This is a genomic window from Streptomyces sclerotialus (assembly GCF_040907265.1).
Classification (GTDB): Bacteria; Actinomycetota; Actinomycetes; order Streptomycetales; family Streptomycetaceae; genus Streptomyces; species Streptomyces sclerotialus.
In genome coordinates this window covers 6,044,030-6,059,954 of the sequence record NZ_JBFOHP010000002.1, presented here as the reverse complement: position 1 = coordinate 6,059,954, position 15,925 = coordinate 6,044,030, and the positions used below count along the sequence as shown (strand labels likewise).

12 protein-coding genes and 1 pseudogene are annotated in these 15,925 nt (G+C 72.5%); 7 read left to right on the top strand and 6 right to left on the bottom strand.

Features of this window, described 5'->3' with window-relative positions; translation table 11 throughout:
- Positions 1-61: 61 nt before the first annotated feature.
- Positions 62-352 (top strand): antitoxin, encoded by a 291-nt coding sequence (locus tag AAC944_RS26850; protein ID WP_051872025.1) that lies wholly within the window; start codon positions 62-64, stop codon positions 350-352.
- 100 nt (positions 353-452) lie between these two features.
- Here the strand turns inward: AAC944_RS26850 and AAC944_RS26845 are convergent, their stop codons facing one another.
- From AAC944_RS26845 to AAC944_RS26830, 4 genes are all read right to left on the bottom strand, one after another.
- Positions 453-1,172, bottom strand: a complete 720-nt coding sequence (locus AAC944_RS26845) for a class III extradiol dioxygenase subunit B-like domain-containing protein (protein ID WP_030618776.1) — start codon at positions 1,170-1,172, stop codon at positions 453-455.
- Between the two features lie 148 nt (positions 1,173-1,320).
- The gene (gene miaB, locus AAC944_RS26840; protein WP_030618778.1) at positions 1,321-2,808 is read right to left on the bottom strand and encodes a tRNA (N6-isopentenyl adenosine(37)-C2)-methylthiotransferase MiaB; all 1,488 of its coding nucleotides are present in this window, start codon (positions 2,806-2,808) and stop codon (positions 1,321-1,323) included.
- Between the two features lie 93 nt (positions 2,809-2,901).
- On the bottom strand, positions 2,902-5,739 hold the full coding sequence (locus AAC944_RS26835) for an FUSC family protein (protein WP_030618782.1): 2,838 nt from the start codon (positions 5,737-5,739) through the stop codon (positions 2,902-2,904).
- Complete coding sequence (locus AAC944_RS26830; RefSeq protein WP_030618786.1) at positions 5,736-6,194, bottom strand: MarR family winged helix-turn-helix transcriptional regulator; 459 nt, start codon at positions 6,192-6,194, stop codon at positions 5,736-5,738. Before AAC944_RS26830 ends, AAC944_RS26835 begins: the two co-directional genes overlap by 4 nt.
- A gap of 117 nt (positions 6,195-6,311) precedes the next feature.
- On the opposite strand from AAC944_RS26830, the gene AAC944_RS26825 reads away from it, so the two are divergent.
- Positions 6,312-7,307 (top strand): TAXI family TRAP transporter solute-binding subunit, encoded by a 996-nt coding sequence (locus AAC944_RS26825; RefSeq protein WP_030618787.1) that lies wholly within the window; start codon positions 6,312-6,314, stop codon positions 7,305-7,307.
- A gap of 28 nt (positions 7,308-7,335) precedes the next feature.
- Here AAC944_RS26825 and AAC944_RS26820 read toward each other — a convergent pair whose 3' ends face one another.
- Positions 7,336-8,766 carry a HAMP domain-containing sensor histidine kinase gene (locus AAC944_RS26820; protein ID WP_030618789.1) on the bottom strand — a complete coding sequence of 477 codons (1,431 nt, stop codon included), beginning with the start codon at positions 8,764-8,766 and terminating at the stop codon, positions 7,336-7,338.
- Between the two features lie 15 nt (positions 8,767-8,781).
- Positions 8,782-9,501: a response regulator transcription factor gene (locus AAC944_RS26815; protein ID WP_030618791.1), complete on the bottom strand. Its 720-nt coding sequence runs from the start codon at positions 9,499-9,501 to the stop codon at positions 8,782-8,784.
- Between the two features lie 308 nt (positions 9,502-9,809).
- Here AAC944_RS26815 and AAC944_RS26810 point away from each other — a divergent pair, with 308 nt between their 5' ends.
- From AAC944_RS26810 to AAC944_RS26790, 5 genes and pseudogenes are all read left to right on the top strand, one after another.
- The gene (locus tag AAC944_RS26810; RefSeq protein ID WP_030618794.1) at positions 9,810-10,598 is read left to right on the top strand and encodes an amino acid ABC transporter ATP-binding protein; all 789 of its coding nucleotides are present in this window, start codon (positions 9,810-9,812) and stop codon (positions 10,596-10,598) included.
- A gap of 54 nt (positions 10,599-10,652) precedes the next feature.
- Positions 10,653-11,561 (top strand): glutamate ABC transporter substrate-binding protein, encoded by a 909-nt coding sequence (locus AAC944_RS26805; protein WP_030618797.1) that lies wholly within the window; start codon positions 10,653-10,655, stop codon positions 11,559-11,561.
- Between the two features lie 126 nt (positions 11,562-11,687).
- On the top strand, positions 11,688-12,335 hold the full coding sequence (locus tag AAC944_RS26800; protein ID WP_030618799.1) for an amino acid ABC transporter permease: 648 nt from the start codon (positions 11,688-11,690) through the stop codon (positions 12,333-12,335).
- Positions 12,332-13,267 carry an amino acid ABC transporter permease gene (locus tag AAC944_RS26795; protein ID WP_030618803.1) on the top strand — a complete coding sequence of 312 codons (936 nt, stop codon included), beginning with the start codon at positions 12,332-12,334 and terminating at the stop codon, positions 13,265-13,267. The genes AAC944_RS26800 and AAC944_RS26795 overlap by 4 nt, the downstream gene beginning before the upstream one ends.
- Before the next feature lie 383 nt (positions 13,268-13,650).
- A pseudogene (locus AAC944_RS26790) lies at positions 13,651-15,444 on the top strand (FAD-dependent monooxygenase); the annotation flags it as partial.
- Between the last annotated feature and the right edge of the window lie 481 nt (positions 15,445-15,925).

The following is a 15,925-nucleotide window of genomic DNA, read 5'->3' as shown; positions in this document are numbered from 1 at the left end:
GGGTAAAGGGCAGGTATGGGCGCTTTTGAACCATGCGTCCACGGACCAAGGAAGGTGGCTCATGGGCCTGCTGGACAATCTGAAGGCCAAGGCCGGCCTCCTCAAGGGCAAGGCCGGTGACCTCGCGCACCAGCACGGGGACAAGATCGACCGGGGCCTGGACAGGGCCGCGAGGACGGCCGACGCCAGGACGAAGGGCAAGTACAGCAGCCAGATCGGTAAGGGGACGACCAAGGCCAAGGAGTCCCTGCGCCGGATGTCCGAAGGCCAGGGCGGGCACGGGCCGGCTGCGGGCGGCCGGACCGGGGAGGACCGCCCGGGCACCGAGAGGCGGCCGGGCGACCCGATGTGACGCCGGGAGGACCGGACAGTCCGGTGGCCGGGGACCGCGCGGTCCCCGGCCACCGTCGTTCATCGGGGGCCGTGCTTCTGTGCGGCCCGTGGCGGGCCGGTCAGGACCACGTGGCCACGAAGTACCCCACCCCGTACGGCGCCTCCTCGTACAGCAGCGCGCCGCCCAGCCCGGCACCTTCCGCCGCACCGGCCAGCACCTGCCAGCTGGAACGCCCCGACACCATGAGCGACTGCGCCGGCTCCTCGTCCAGCGCGCCGAGTGCGGCCGCGTCCGCGGTGCCCAGCATGCGCGCCAGCTCCGCGTCGAAGCCCTCGGCGCGCTCGTCGAAGTAACCGGGCGCCTTGACCGTGCGGCAGGCGCTGCCGTCGCCCATCACCAGCAGGGCCACGCGCTCGGCCGACGCCGCGAGCTGGCGGCCGGCGCCCAGGCACTTCTCCGGTTCGAGCGGCTCGCCCACCCCAAGAGCCGTCACAGGTACGCCCTGCCAGTCGGCGCGCTCCAGGAGCCAGGCCCCGACGGTCAGCGAGGGCGGCAGCTGCCTTCCCTCGGCGGCGCCTTCGCCCTCCGGTGCGCCGAGCCGTACGGAGAGGTCCACGCCGAACCCGGCGAACGACCCAGGGGCCCCTTCCTTGAACGCCCCGCCGTCCGCGGGCTCGGCGGGGCCGACGACGACCAGCCGGTCGGCCCGCGCGGCCGCGAGCACGCCGACGGCATCCGAACAGGCGGCCCGCAGACCGTCCAGTTCGGCCGCGGCACCGCCGGCGACCTCGGGGACGAGCAACGGCGGACAGGGACACAGAGCAGCAGCTACGAGCATGCTCCGCAGCGTATCCCCGCCGCCGTACGCCACCCGGCCGCGGGCCTCCGGCCGGCGCGGTAGCCGGTCCGGGAGGCGTCCGTGCGGGCGCGTACCGGGCCGGGAGCGGGCCGTGGCCCTTCCCCGGCGTCGGGACCGGGCCGGAGGCTCAGGAAGCCGGGCAGCAGCCGCCGGCCGGCTCCACGGGCGCGGGTGCCGGGGCGCCCACCGTCGGCAGGCCGAGCATGACGCCCGCGGGCTGCGCCGGAGCGGCGTTGCGGCGCTCCCATGCGTCGCCCGAGCGGGTCCGGCGGACCGAGACGGCCTCGCCCTCGGCGAGGAGGTGGTGCGGCGCCGCGTACGTGATCTCGACCGTCACCATGTCGCCGGGGCGCACCTCGGCGGCCGGCTTGGTGAAGTGCACGAGGCGGTTGTCGGGCGCGCGCCCCGAGAGGCGGTGCGTGGCGCCGTCCTTGCGGCCCTCGCCCTCGGCGACCATGACCTCGACGGTGCGGCCGACCTGCTTCTTGTTCTCCTCCCAGGAGATCTCCTCCTGGAGGGCGACCAGCCGCTCGTAGCGGGCCTGGACGACCTCCTTCGGGATCTGCCCCTCCATGGTCGCGGCCGGGGTCCCGGGGCGCTTGGAGTACTGGAAGGTGAAGGCCTGCGCGAAGCGGGACTCGCGGACCGTGTGGAGGGTCTGCTCGAAGTCCTCCTCGGTCTCGCCGGGGAAGCCGACGATGATGTCCGTGGAGATGGCCGCGTCCGGCATGGCGGCACGGACCTTCTCGATGATCCCGAGGAAGCGCTCCTGCCGGTAGGAGCGGCGCATGGCCTTCAGGACGGTGTCGGAGCCGGACTGCAGCGGCATGTGGAGCTGCGGCATGACGTTCGGCGTCTCGGCCATGGCGGCGATCACGTCGTCGGTGAAGTCGCGGGGGTGCGGGGAGGTGAAGCGGACCCGCTCCAGGCCCTCGATCTTCCCGCAGGCGCGCAGCAGCTTGGAGAACGCCTCGCGGTCGCCGATGTCGGAGCCGTAGGCGTTGACGTTCTGGCCGAGCAGGGTGATCTCGGAGACGCCCTCGGAGACCAGGGTCTCGATCTCGGCGAGGATGTCGCCGGGACGGCGGTCCTTCTCCTTGCCGCGCAGCGCGGGGACGATGCAGAAGGTGCAGGTGTTGTTGCAGCCCACGGAGATGGAGACCCAGGCCGCGTAGGCGCTCTCGCGGCGGGTGGGCAGCGTGGAGGGGAACGCCTCCAGGGACTCCGCGATCTCGACCTGCGCCTCTTCCTGGACGCGGGCGCGCTCCAGGAGGACCGGCAGCTTGCCGATGTTGTGCGTACCGAAGACGACGTCCACCCAGGGCGCCTTCTTCACGATGGTGTCGCGGTCCTTCTGGGCCAGGCAGCCGCCGACGGCGATCTGCATGCCGGGCCGCGCGGCCTTCTTCGGGGCGAGCTGGCCGAGGTTGCCGTAGAGCTTGTTGTCGGCGTTCTCGCGCACCGCGCAGGTGTTGAAGACGACGACGTCCGCACCGTCGGCGCCCTCGGGCGCGGGCACGTACCCGGCGTCCTCCAGCAGACCGGCCAGCCGCTCGGAGTCATGGACGTTCATCTGGCACCCGTGGGTGCGCACCTCGTATGTCTTCGCACTCATCTCAATCGACCAGGGTACGTGTTCCCGAAGGCCGTCCGCCCCCTCCGGGGGCATCCCGGAGGGGGCGGACGGGGAGCGGGCTCGCTCAGCGGGTCACGGGCGGGCCGGCTTCAGTTCGATGTCGTGGTGGATGTCGCCCCGGGAGGGGTCGACCGCCACGAAGCGCGCCGTGGGGGCGTGCGCGGAGCCGGAGGCGATGACGGTGTAGCCGCCGGGCTCCAGGCCGGTGATGCGGTAGCGGCCGCCCACCGCGCGGACGCCGGCCCGGCGCTTGCCGCGGTCGCTGACGACCGTGATCCACGCCTCGCAGCCGCCGGGGTGCTCCGGGCAGTGCAGGGAGCCGCTGACGGTGCCCGTGCGGGCCGGGGAGGCGGTACGGGCGCCGGAGGACGCCGCGCGGGTCCGGGACCCGGCAGCGGGCGCCGGGGCGGCCGCCGCGGCCTGCTGGGCGGCCGGGGCGCCGGCCGCCGTGCCGGAGGGCACCGGGACCTGCTTGGCACCCGGACCGCTGTCGTGCCGGGTGTGCGCCAGCCAGGCGGCCAGCGCGGCCTGGGTGCGCCGGTCCAGGGTGGCGGCGGAGTGGCCGGCGGCACCGGGCCTGGCCGCGGGTGCGGGCTCCGCGGCCGGCTCCGGTTCCGCGGACGCGGTGGTGACGGTCAGGCCGCGGTCGTCGGCGTAACCGGCCAGCGCCTCGTCCAGCGCGGCCAGCTCGCGCAGCGCCACGTGGAGACGGTCGGCGCGGGGCCCGGCGGGCGCGCGCAGCACGCCCTCCAGCTCGCGGATGAGCGGGCTGACCCGTACCCAGGTGCCGCCGGGCTCTCCTGTGGCGAAGCGGTGGTCCAGGGCGTGCAGCGATGCCACGAAGGTGGAGGTGATCCGCTCGACGCGCCGGCCCAGCTCGGGGGCGAGGTCGATGTCGATGTCGGCGGCCGCGGCGAGCGAGCGGGCGTGGCCGGTGGCGGCGGCGAGCAGCGCGAGGCGGTTCTCCGCGCCGCGGCCGCGGACGCCGATCGGCATCCGTACGAGCGGCCGGGCCACGCCGCGCACCTGGTACAGGGCGGCGTCGACGCCGCGGGCCGCGCCGCGGAGCCGGACCGGTGCAGCGGGGTCCTGCCAGCGCTCGGCGACCTGGGAGACCAGGTGTTCCAGCGCGGAGACGTAGCCGCGCTCGGCCTCCTGGGCGATCTTGCGGCTGGAGACGGGGAAGACCAGCGCGGCGCAGGCGGTGGCGATGAGGATGCCCAGCCCGTTGTCGAGCAGCCGCTCGCTGAGCAGGGTCTCCATGCCGGTGTAGGGGGTGGACAGGCCGTAGAGCTGCACGAGTGCGGTGACCAGGCCGGCGACCCAGTAGGCGTACTGGCGCTGCATGCCCCAGGAGCCGAAGGTCAGGCCGGCCACGATGACCAGGAGTGTCCAGTAGATGTGGCCGGGGCCGATGAGGCGGAGCAGGAGGACGCCGATGACCGCGCCGACGATGGTGCCGGCCATACGGTGGCCGAACTTGCGCAGCCGCTCCTGGGTGGTGTTGGTGCCGAACAGCGTGATCATCACGCCGACCAGGCCCCAGTAGAAGCGCTGCGGATTGATGGCGTCGGTGATCGGGCACACGATGGCGGCGGCGAGCCCGGCGTGCACGGGGGCGCGCAGGTACGGGATCGCCCGCCGCCAGCCCTTCTCGTCCTGTGCCGCGATGACGCGGCGGGCGACGGCGCCGGTGCCGGCCGGGCGGTTCTGCTCCAGCGCGACGGTGGGCTGGAAGGGCACCTTGGCGCGCGCGGTGGGCGCGTTCCGGCCGAGGTCGAGCCAGTGGGCGAGGGAGTCGGCGAGCGTGTCCAGGAGGTGGCCGACCCGGCGGGCCAGCGCGGCGGCCTCGGCCTCCTCCGCGCCGGTCTCCGGCGCCTCCAGTACGGCGGTGGCCTGCTGCTGGATGAGCTGGGCGGCCGGGCGCAGCGCGTCGGCGCGGCCGAGCGGGGTGTCCCGGGCGATGACCAGGCCGACGACCATGGCCTCCCTGAGGTGCGCGGGCGCCTGGAGGCGGGTGAGCTGCTGTACGCACTGGCCGATGCCCTTCAGGGCCAGCTCGGCGTCGAAGAGGTGCCGGTGGAGGAGTTCCGCGGTGTCGGGGTCGGCGGCGACCTCGGGCTGGGCGAGGCGGCCGTCGATGGTGACGGTGGTGACGTTCAGGCGGCGCAGGCTGCGCCGCATGCGCTTGACGGCGACCTCGTGGTCGGCGTCCGGGTCCAGCGCGTCGGTGGCGGCGTCGGCGACCCTGCGGGCCTCGACCACGAAGGCGCGCTGCGTACGGAGGAGGTCCTCACGCGGCATCGGGTAGCACAGCGCGAGACGGGTCAGCAGGACGGCGGCGGAGGAGACCAGGGCGACGAGGAACATCTCGTCACAGAGGTTCAGCGGGACGTTGGCCATCATGCCGACCATGAAGGCGTTGAAGAGCAGCATGCCGCCCAGCAGCGCGAGGGTCCCGAACCGGGCGAGGAAGAACGTCACCGCGAGCGCGACCACCATGATGCTGAGTTCGAGCACGCGGTACTGGTGCAGCCAGGCGGCGAGCGGCAGCGCTGCGGAGAACGGGAGCGGCATCCACAGGATGGCGCGGGTCAGCCGCTGCCAGGTGTTCTCGGCGATGGCGAACGCGCTCATCAGGCCCATCATGCCGCCGGCCATCATGCCGAGCATGGCGGGCATGTCCAGCGCGACGGACATCCCGTAACCGGTCGCGAGTCCGGTGACCATGGCGACCAGCGTCCGCCACCCCGCCTGCAGCTGGCCGAGTCCGGGGTCGGCGGCGAGCACCCAGTCCCACCAGCGTCTCGGCCCGCCGACGCGCCGGGGGGCGATGGCGCTCTCGCGGGCCGGGCCGGGGCCGTCGCGGCCTTCGGTGACGTCCGGGGTTGTGGTGGCTGGCGTGGTCAACTGACCTCCGGTTCGATGGCGTGCAGCACGGTCGTTACGGCATCCCGGGCGGCGCCCACGGCGCGCTCCGGATCGTCGACGTTCGAGCGCAGCCCTTCGAGGAGGGCCGCGGCCATCCGCTGCCGCGCGCGCTCCAGCAGCTCCCGGCCCGCGGGCGTCAGCGACGTCTCGATGCAGCGCCGGTCATGGGCGCTGCGCTCGCGCTGGACGAGTCCGCGCTCCTCCAGCTCCTGCAGGACCACGGTGACCCGGGGCTGCGCGATGCCGGTGTACGCGGCGAGTCCGGTGACCCGCCGGGGGCCGCCCTCCAGGGCGTCCAGGAGCGAGACGTGCGTGCGCGGCAGCCCGAATTCACCGAGCCGGAAGAGTGCCTGGGAGAGCCTGCCGATGCTCCTGAGGAGCCCGCGAGCGGCGTTCTCGATGCGCTGTTCGTCGGACGTCGACGATGAATGCATATAGCAATTATATAACAGGGGTATGCATCGTCCGGCAACGGGACGCCGCACCTCACGGGATGTACGGCCGCCGCTCACCCCTCCCCATCGAAGGCCGCGGCTGGCAGGATTCCCGCCATGGTCCACAGCCTTCCCCGGCCCGGCGGACGCCGGGCACTGCAGACGGCGGTCGCGGCGGCGGCCGTCGCCGGGCTGCTGCTGTGGTGCCTGCTGCCGAGCGGACCGCCGCCCCCCGGGGGCCGGATGACGCTGGCCACAGGGGTGCCGACCGGGGTGTACGCCCGGTACGGGGAGCTGCTGAAGCAGGACCTCGCACGCGACCTCCCCGACCTCGACGTGACGCTGGTCCGCAGCGAGGGGTCCGTCGACAACATCCGGAAACTGGTCTCGGGGCGCGCCGAGTTCACCATCGCGGCGGCCGACGCGGTCGCCACGTACCAGGTGCAGGGCGGGCCTGACGCCACCCGGCTGCGCGCCTGTGCGCGGCTCTACGACGACTACATGCAACTGGTCGTGCCCAAGGGCTCCAAGGTCCGCTCGACGCGCGACCTGAAGGGGCTGCGGGTCGGGGTCGGCGCCGACGGCTCCGGGGTGCAGCTGATCACCCGGCGGCTGATGCGCGCCGCCGGACTGGACTTCGACCGGGACATCCGCGCGGAGCGGGTCGGCATCGACACGATGCCGCGGCTGATGGAGAACGGGGAGCTCGACGCGTTCTTCTGGTCCGGCGGGCTGCCGACCTCGGCCGTGAAGCGGCTGGCCGACCGCTTCCCCGTACGGCTGGTACAACTCGGCGACCTGGTGAAACCGCTGCACGCGCAGGGCAGGGGCAGCCGCTACTACCGGGCCGCGGTGATGCCCGCTGACGCGTACCCGGAGACGCAGGACGACCGGGCCGTGAAGACCATCGCGGTGGCGAACCTGCTGGTCACCACCGACCGCGAGGACAAGGACCTGACCAGGGCCGTGACCCGGACGGTGATAGACAGCCGGGACCGCATCGGGCGCGAGGTGCACGACGCCCAGAAGGTCGATCTGCGCACCGCCGTCTTCACCGATCCGCTGCCGCTGCACGAGGGCGCACGGCGGTACTACGTGTCGGCCAAGCCGTGAGGGTCCGTGACGGCGCCTGGCGGGGCCGTCAGGGGGCCGCCGGCACGTCGGTGTGCGGGCGGTCGCGCGGGACGGTGACAGTGACGCACAGGCCGCGTGGCGCGTTCGGGGCGTAGGAGATCTCCGCGCCCCCTGCGGCGAGCATGGCGCGGGTGATCGACAGGCCCAGTCCGGATCCGGAGACGTTCTGGTGGCGGCCGCTGCGCCAGAAGCGGTCCCCGATGCGCTCCAGTTCCTCCTCCGTGAGGCCGGGCCCGTGGTCGGCGACGGTGATGCGGACCCACTCGCCGTCGGGGGCCGCGGCGACCGTCACCTCCTCCCCGGCGGGGGTGAACTTCAGGGCGTTGTCGACGACCGCGTCCAGGGCGCTGGAGAGCGCCACCGGGTCCGCCCAGCCGGTGACCGCGCCGTGTCCCTCGTACCGCAGCGTCACGCCCTTGTCGTCGGCCAGCGGGCGCCAGGCGCCGGCCCGCTCGGCGGCCAGCGCGGCGATGTCGGTGAGCTGCAGGTCGGCGGGGACGTGCTCGGCCAGCGCCAGGTCCAGCAGGCCGTCCAGGACCCGGGCGAGGCGCTTGCCCTCCGTACGGACGGAGGCGACCTCTTCGTTGTCCTCGGGGAGTTCGAGCGCGAGGAGCTCGATGCGGAGGAGGAGGGCGGCGAGCGGATTGCGGAGCTGGTGGGAGGCGTCGGCGACGAAGGCGCGCTGCTGTTCCAGCACGTCCTCGACGTTGTCCGCCATCTCGTTGAACGACCGGGCCAGCCGACGGAGTTCCGGCGGTCCGGAGCCGGCGACGACCCGGGAGTTCATCCGACCCGTGGCGATGTCGTGGGTGGCCGCGTCCAGCGTCCGTACGGGCCGCAGCACCCACCCCGTGAGCCGGAACGCTGCCCCGACGGCGACCAGCATGGCCAGCGACTCCCCGGCCGCCAGCCACAGCCAGCGGTGCAGGATCCGCGACCGCAGCTGCCCGGTGGGCGAGTCGGTGAAGACCACCGCGACGACGTCGCCGTCCCGGATGACCGGCGAGGCGACCGGCAGCCGGCGGTCGTCCCAGGGCCACGCCTGGTGCGGGTCGTGGCTGCGCCGCCCGGCGAGCGCCTCTTCGAAGGCCTGCCGCCCCTCCCCCGACCGCGGTACCCGCCAGTCCGCGGGCGCGGCAGCCATCGGGGTCCGGTCACGGTAGAAGACACCGGCACGGATGCCGTACAGGTCCTGGTACCGCCGCAGCTCCGTACGGAGTGTGCTCAGCCGCTCGTCGTCCGCGGGGGCGCGCCCGTCGGCACCGGGGCGGGCGGTGACGAACTGCGCCAGTGAGGCGAAGCGCGCGGCGTCGTCGATCCGGTCCACCACCACCCGCTGCTGCTCGGCCGCCGCCTGGCTGCCGGCCAGCGGGAAGCCGAGCGCGAGCAGCACACCGGCCAGCAGGACGATGAGGAGCGGGAGGAGGCGGGTGCGCACGGTGCCGGGCGGCCGTCAGGGAGCCGGGGGCGTGGGAGCGGGCGCCACGAGCCGGTAACCGACGCCGCGCACCGTCTCGATGAGCGCGGGCATGCGCAGCTTGGAGCGGAGCGAGGCGATGTGCACCTCCAGGGTGCGCCCCGTCCCCTCCCAACTGGTCCGCCACACCTCACTGATGATCTGCTCCCTGCGGAAGACCACACCCGGGCGCTGCGCGAGCAGCGCCAGTAGGTCGAACTCCTTACGGGTCAGCGGGACCGTACCGCCGTCCACCGAGACCCGCCGGGTGGCCAGTTCGATGGTCATCGCGCCGACCCGCAGCAGGTGCTCGCCGGCCGCCTCTTCGGACGCGTGCTCCCCGGAGCCGTGCACGGTGCGCCGGCTGACCGCGTGGATACGGGCCAGCAGCTCACCGGTGTCGTAGGGCTTGACCACGTAGTCGTCCGCGCCGAGGTTCAGGCCGTGGATCCGCGAGCGCACGTCGGAACGCGCGGTCACCATGATCACCGGCGTGCTGGTCAGCTTCCGTATCCGGCCGCAGACCTCGAATCCGTCCTGGTCGGGCAGGCCCAGGTCGAGCAGGACCACCGCGAAGGGCTCCCCGGCGTCCGGTACGAGCGCGTGCAGCGCCTCTTCTCCGCTGCGCGCGTGCACCACCTCGAAGCCGTGCTTGGCAAGCACCGCGGACAGGGCGGCGGCGACATGGTTGTCGTCCTCCACCAGCAGCAGCCGCATCGGCCCCTCCCTTCCACCGGCTCGCATCCCAGGCCATCAGGGCATCTACCGCGATCGACGGCGGGCCCGTCAAGAGGCAGCCGAGCCGGTGAGGACATCTGTTACGCAGCCGGTACCCGCCCGTAGGGAACGGACCGTTGCCCTCCGCAAACCGGGCGCCGGACGCGTCCACGCACCCCGCGCCCCGTTCACCCAGAGTGTCCCTTTGCAGCCGGATCGTTATGCTCAATTTCCGCTCAGATGTAATGACGCTGATCGCAGTGCGTCACTACTGTCCTCTCAACCGAGGAGGACGGAGCTACCCGCCGATGAGCGAAGTATCGGTGACCAAGGACCCCGGGGGCCCCGCCCCGGCGGCGGACGACGATCTGGTCGTGCTGGCAGGCGTCAACAAGCACTTCGGCGCGCTGCACGTGCTTCAGGACATCGACCTGACGATCAAGCGCGGCGAGGTCGTCGTGGTGATCGGCCCGTCCGGGTCCGGCAAGTCGACGCTGTGCCGCACGATCAACCGACTGGAGACCGTCGACTCCGGGGACATCACCATCGACGGCAAACCGCTGCCCCAGGAGGGCCGGGAGCTGGCGCGGCTCCGTGCCGACGTCGGCATGGTCTTCCAGTCCTTCAACCTCTTCGCGCACAAGACGGTCCTGGAGAACGTCACGCTGGGCCAGCTGAAGGTCCGCAAGGCGGACAAGCGCGCGGCCGAGCAGAAGGCCCGTGCGCTGCTGGACCGGGTGGGCGTGGGCACGCAGGCCGACAAGTACCCCGCACAGCTCTCAGGAGGCCAGCAGCAGCGCGTGGCGATCGCCCGGGCGCTGGCGATGGACCCGAAGGTGATGCTCTTCGACGAGCCGACCTCGGCCCTGGACCCAGAGATGATCAACGAGGTGCTGGAAGTCATGCAGCAGCTCGCCCGGGACGGCATGACGATGGTCGTCGTCACGCACGAGATGGGTTTCGCGCGCTCGGCGGCGAACCGCGTCGTCTTCATGGCGGACGGCCGGATCGTCGAGGAGGCCGAGCCGACGCAGTTCTTCGACAACCCGCGCAGCGACCGCGCCAAGGACTTCCTGTCCAAGATCCTGCACCACTGATTCCGCAGTGGCCCCGATGACTGCCCACACCTGCTGAACCGAAGGAACTTCACCATGAGGATGCGTAAGACGGCCGCTGCGGCCACGGTGGTGCTCGCCCTGACCGCGACGGCCACGGCGTGCGGCGGCAAGTCCGGTACGGCCGGTGACAAGCCCAAGGGCGAGAAGGTCTTCAGCGGCGACTACAAGGTCGCGAAGGACGTGAAGCTCGACTCGCCGACGCTGAAGAAGGCGCAGCAGCGGGGCAAGATCATCATCGGTGCGAAGGCGGACCAGCCGTTCCTCGGCTTCCAGGACTCCGACGGCAAGCGGACCGGTTTCGACATCGAGATCGCGAAGATGATCGCCGCCGACCTCGGCTTCTCCACGAAGCAGATCGAGTTCAAGACGGTCGACTCCAACGTCCGCGAGACCTCGATCTCCAAGGGCCAGGTCGACTACTACGTCGGTACGTACACGATCAACGACGAGCGCAAGAAGCAGGTCGGCTTCGCGGGCCCGTACTACGTGGCCGGCGCCGACCTCCTGGTCCGCAAGGACGAGAAGGCGATCACCGGACCCGACAAGGTCAAGGGCAAGAAGGTCTGCTCGATCGTCGGCTCCACTCCGCTCCAGGAGATCAAGAAGGCGAAGTACGGCGCCGAGACCACCGAGCTCGGCAAGTACTCCGACTGCGTCAAGTCGCTGCTGGACGGCCAGGTCGACGCGGTCACCACCGACGACGCGATCCTCAAGGGCTACGCCGCCGAGCGCCCGAGCAAGCTGAAGGTCGTCGGCAAGCCGTTCACCGAGGAGCCCTACGGCGTCGGCATGAACAAGGACGACAAGGAGCTGCGCGAGGCCATCTCCAAGGCCATCGAAGCGCACATCGAGAACGGCGACTACAAGAAGGCGTACGAAGGCACGCTGGGCAAGTCCGGCTCCGCGTACGAAGAGCCGAAGACGCCGCTGCCCCGTTACTGACGCGCCCCGCGCTCCCTACGCCAACCGCCTCACCGACCGCCCCGTACGCCCGCCGCGGTGGGTGTACGGGGCGCGGTCCCGCGCGCCCGTCCGCCGCCTCCTTCTGACCGCAACCGCGGAGACCCCATGAACGTACTCCTCGATCACCTACCAGAGTTCCGCGACGGCTTCCTGGGGACCATCGCGCTCACCGCGGCCAGCGCGGCGCTCGCCCTCGTTCTGGGCATCCTCATGGCCGGCTTCCGCGTCTCACCCGTACCGCCGCTGCGGGCCTTCGGCACGGCCTGGGTGACCCTCCTGCGCAACACCCCGCTGACGCTGCTCTTCCTGGTCGCGTTCTTCGTCGTACCGCTGATCCTCTTCCCCGGCATCAGCCCCTTCGTGCTCGCCACGCTCGCGCTGGGCTTCTACACCTCGTCCTTCGTGTGCGAGGCGGTGCGCTCGGGCATCAGCACCGTGCCGCTGGGCCAGGCCGAAGCGGCCCGCAGTATCGGCATGACCTTCATGCAGACCCTGCGCATGATCGTCCTGCCGCAGGCCACCCGTACCGTCATCCCGCCGCTGAGCAGCATATTCATCGCGCTGACGAAGAACTCCGCGATCGCCGGCGCGTTCAGCAACACCGAATTGTTCAACGTTTCCAAGCTGCTGAGCGACAAGGGCTTCGCCATCGGGTGGATCTTCCTGTGGATCGCCCTCGCCTACCTCGTGATCACCTTCACCATCAGCGGCGTCTTCCGGCTGCTGGAGCGCCGCCTGGAGGTGGCCCGATGACCGCCAGTGTTCTCTACGACGCTCCCGGCCCCAAGGCCAAGGTGCGCAACCGCGTCTACGCCGTGGTCGGCTCGCTCGCCATCCTCGGGCTGCTCGTCTTCGCCGTGCTCCGCCTGGACGCCAAGGGGCAGCTCAACCCCGAACTGTGGGACATCCTCAACTACGCGAACGTCCGCACCAACATCCTCAACGGCGTCCTGACCACCCTCCAGGTCTTCGCGGTGGCCGCGGTCCTGTCGCTGGTGCTCGGCGTCCTGCTCGCCGTCGGCCGGCTCTCCGACCACAAGCCGGTCCGCTGGCTGGCCACCGGCTTCATCGAGCTCTTCCGCGCCATCCCGCTCCTGATCACCATTTACGCCCTGTGGGTGCTCTTCCTCAGCTACCAGTCCGAGCTGGGCTTCACCGGTGAGGGCACCCAGTTCTGGGCCCTGGTGATCGGCCTGACGGTCTACAACGGCTCGGTACAGGCCGAGGTCCTCCGGGCGGGCATCAACGCCGTACCCAAGGGCCAGCGCGAGGCGGCGTACGCGATCGGCATGCGCAAGACCCAGGTCATGACGACGGTCCTGATGCCGCAGGCGATCCGGGCGATGCTGCCGACGATCATCAGCCAGCTCGTGGTGACCCTGAAGGACACCTCGCTGGGCTTCGTCATCACCTACGAAGAGCTGCTGTACACGCTGCGCCTGATGGCACAGAACACCACCATCAACGAGCAGGACACCTACCTCCCCCTGATCGTGGCCGGCGGTGTCATCTACGTCGCCATGTGCCTCGCGCTCTCCGCGCTCGCCAACTGGATCGAGCGCCGCGGCCGCCGCGCCAAAACCGGCATCGCGGTCGCCGAGGCGGGGCAGGCAGTGACGGCCGGCGACGCGATGGGCGCCATCGACGGGGCGACGACCCCGGGCCCGGTGGACAAGACCGGTTGATCCGGCACCTCCTGGTGCGGGCCTTCTCCCGGAGCACGGTCGTCGACTGACGGCATGAAAGGTTGCGGAGGCAGCGGCGCGGGCGCCGCTGCCTCTGTCACTTGACGCGGCACACCCGCACTAGGTTGCATACGCTGTGTGATCGCGCACCGGGCCTCAACTGCCAGTTCCCGTACGACCCGCAAGAACCTGCGGCTGAGCCCCGGTCAGTTCAGCTCGCGCCGCCCGGTACGGGCTGCCGCGTGGCCCCTTCAGGCGCTTGCAGGGGGGCTACCCGGGCCTTCCGGCGGCATCGCGAGAGCATCGGCCGGCCGCCGGGCGCCCGCCCCGGGTACCGCCGGACCGGCGACGCGTGCCGCACACCTGCGCTTCCGGGGAGCATCGTGGACCCGGTGATCGTGGCCGGGGCCGGCCCGGTCGGCCTCTCCCTCGCCGTCGCCCTCGCACGCCTCGGCGTCCCCTGCATCGTGCTGGACGAGACCGACGGCCGCGACGAGGTACGGCCCGCCCGCACCGCCGTACTCCGCCCCGACACCGCCGCCTTCCTGGCCCGGCTGGGCTGCGCCGAGACCCTGGGCGCCGAGGGCACCCGCTGGGCGGCCTGGCGCACGGTCCAGCGCCGCCGGCTGCTGGACCGGGTCGTCTTCGCGGCCACGGGGGCCGTCGCGCTCACGACCGAGGAAGCCGACGGCAGCGGTTACGTCGCCGAGCCCGGCAGCGACGGCTCGCACGCCCCCCTCTCGCCCGTGCACGTACCCCAACACGCCCTGACACGCGCCCTCCGCGACGCCCTCGACCGTGAACCGCTCGTCCAGGTCGTCACCGACAGCCGCGTCATCGAGCTGGCCCAGGACCGCGACGGGGTAGGCGTACACACCCGCGGCCCCAAGGGCACGTGGTGGCGGGGCAGTTACCTCATCGGCTGCGACGGCCCCCGATCGACCGTACGCAAGCTCCTGGACATCCGATTCCCCGGGCGCACCGCCGTCGAACGGCACGCCGTCGCCGCCCTGCGCACCGAACTCCCCTGGCCCGGCGAGGCCCTGCTGCACCGCGCGCCCCCACGCCGCGGCGCCGCCGGAACGGGCAGGACCGGCGTCAGGGGCGGGCCGGCCGGCGAAGTGACGGCCCGCCCCCTCCCGGACGGCGTCTGGCGGCTGGACTGGCTGCTGCCGCCGGGCCGCGACCTGGTCACCCCGGACGCACTGGTGGCGCGCATCAGGGACACACTGGCGGGCTGGACGGAGCCGCGTACGGACGGGGCCGCGGCACCTGAAGGGAGCGCCTCCCGCGCCTTCGAAGAGGACCCGAGCGCCCCGGGGAACGGCTCACTCGTCCCTCCGTACGAACTGCTCGACACCGGTGTCCACACGGTCCACCACCGGCTGGCCAGGCGCTGGCGCTCCGGGCGGGCCTTCCTCGCCGGGGACGCCGCGCATCTGCTCGGCGCGCTGGGCACACAGGGCCTGGACGAGGGCCTGCGGGACGCCGAGAACCTCGCCTGGAAGCTGGCCGCCGTCTGGCACCACGGCCCGTCCGACACGCTGCTGGACAGCTACCAGACGGAGCGCAGGAACGCCGTCGCCGCCCGGCTGCGCGCCGCGGACCAGGCGCTGCCACTCCTGCGGGACGGCGGCGCCCGGGGGCGGCGGCTGCGGGGCGTGGTCACGGCGGCCGGACGCGGCCGGATGACGCTGCTCACGGACGGGCACCTGGGACGCGGACCGCTGGGCGCGGCCCCGGTGTACGACCGGTCGCCGCTGGCCCCGGCCGTCGCGCCGGACGGCGCTGTCCGGGTGGACACCGCACCAGGGGCGCCGGTCGCGGACGTCACGGTGACGGCACCGGACGGCTCGGCCGTACGGCTGCGCGAGCGGCTGGGGGACGGCCTGCTGGTCGTCCTCGTCGCGCCGGGCACGGGGGTGTGGGACCGCAAACACTGGATGTCGGCCGGGCTCATGCCACGGCTGGCCGACGCGGTGGCCGCGCTGCCACTGCCCGCGGAGATCCTGGTCGCGGAGGACTACCCGGGCGCCGCCGCCCACACCGTGCTCCTGATCCGCCCCGACGGCCACCTCGTCACCGCCCTCGCCGGCGTCCGCCCCGCCGAACTCCGCGCCTGCGCGGAGGCGCTGCGCGGGGGTGGAGAGCGGGCGGGTGCGGTCGTGGACACGGGGGGAGGTCGACGGGGCCGGGACGGGCGAGGTGACCGGGGACGTGGCCGACGACGTACCTGCGGACGCGGCCCGAAGCGACGCCCCCGGAAAGGACGCCCCTGGCGGGGACGCAGCCGGAGAAGAGAGGGGGGCGTACGACGTGCCGCCGCACACACCTCCGGCATCCGGACGGTGAGGTCGGGACGGCGCATTCAGGGCGCGTTCAGGGCGGCCATTTCGGGGCGGGGGACGCGCCCGAGCGTCCGGGGGCGTGGCGGTGTCACCCCGGCGCCCGGGGGCGTGGCGGTGTCGGCCGGGCGCCCGGGGAGGGGTATCACGGTTGACCGTGCCTGCGCGCCATGCTTCACTACGGAGCGTGACAGACACCGACTCGCACTTCTGGCGCAGGGTCCATCTGGACCTGGTCCGCTACGCGGGCTGCGTGTGTCGTCCGTCCTGTTGACCGGCTCCTGATCCGGACCCGGTCGCCGATCCCCCTTCC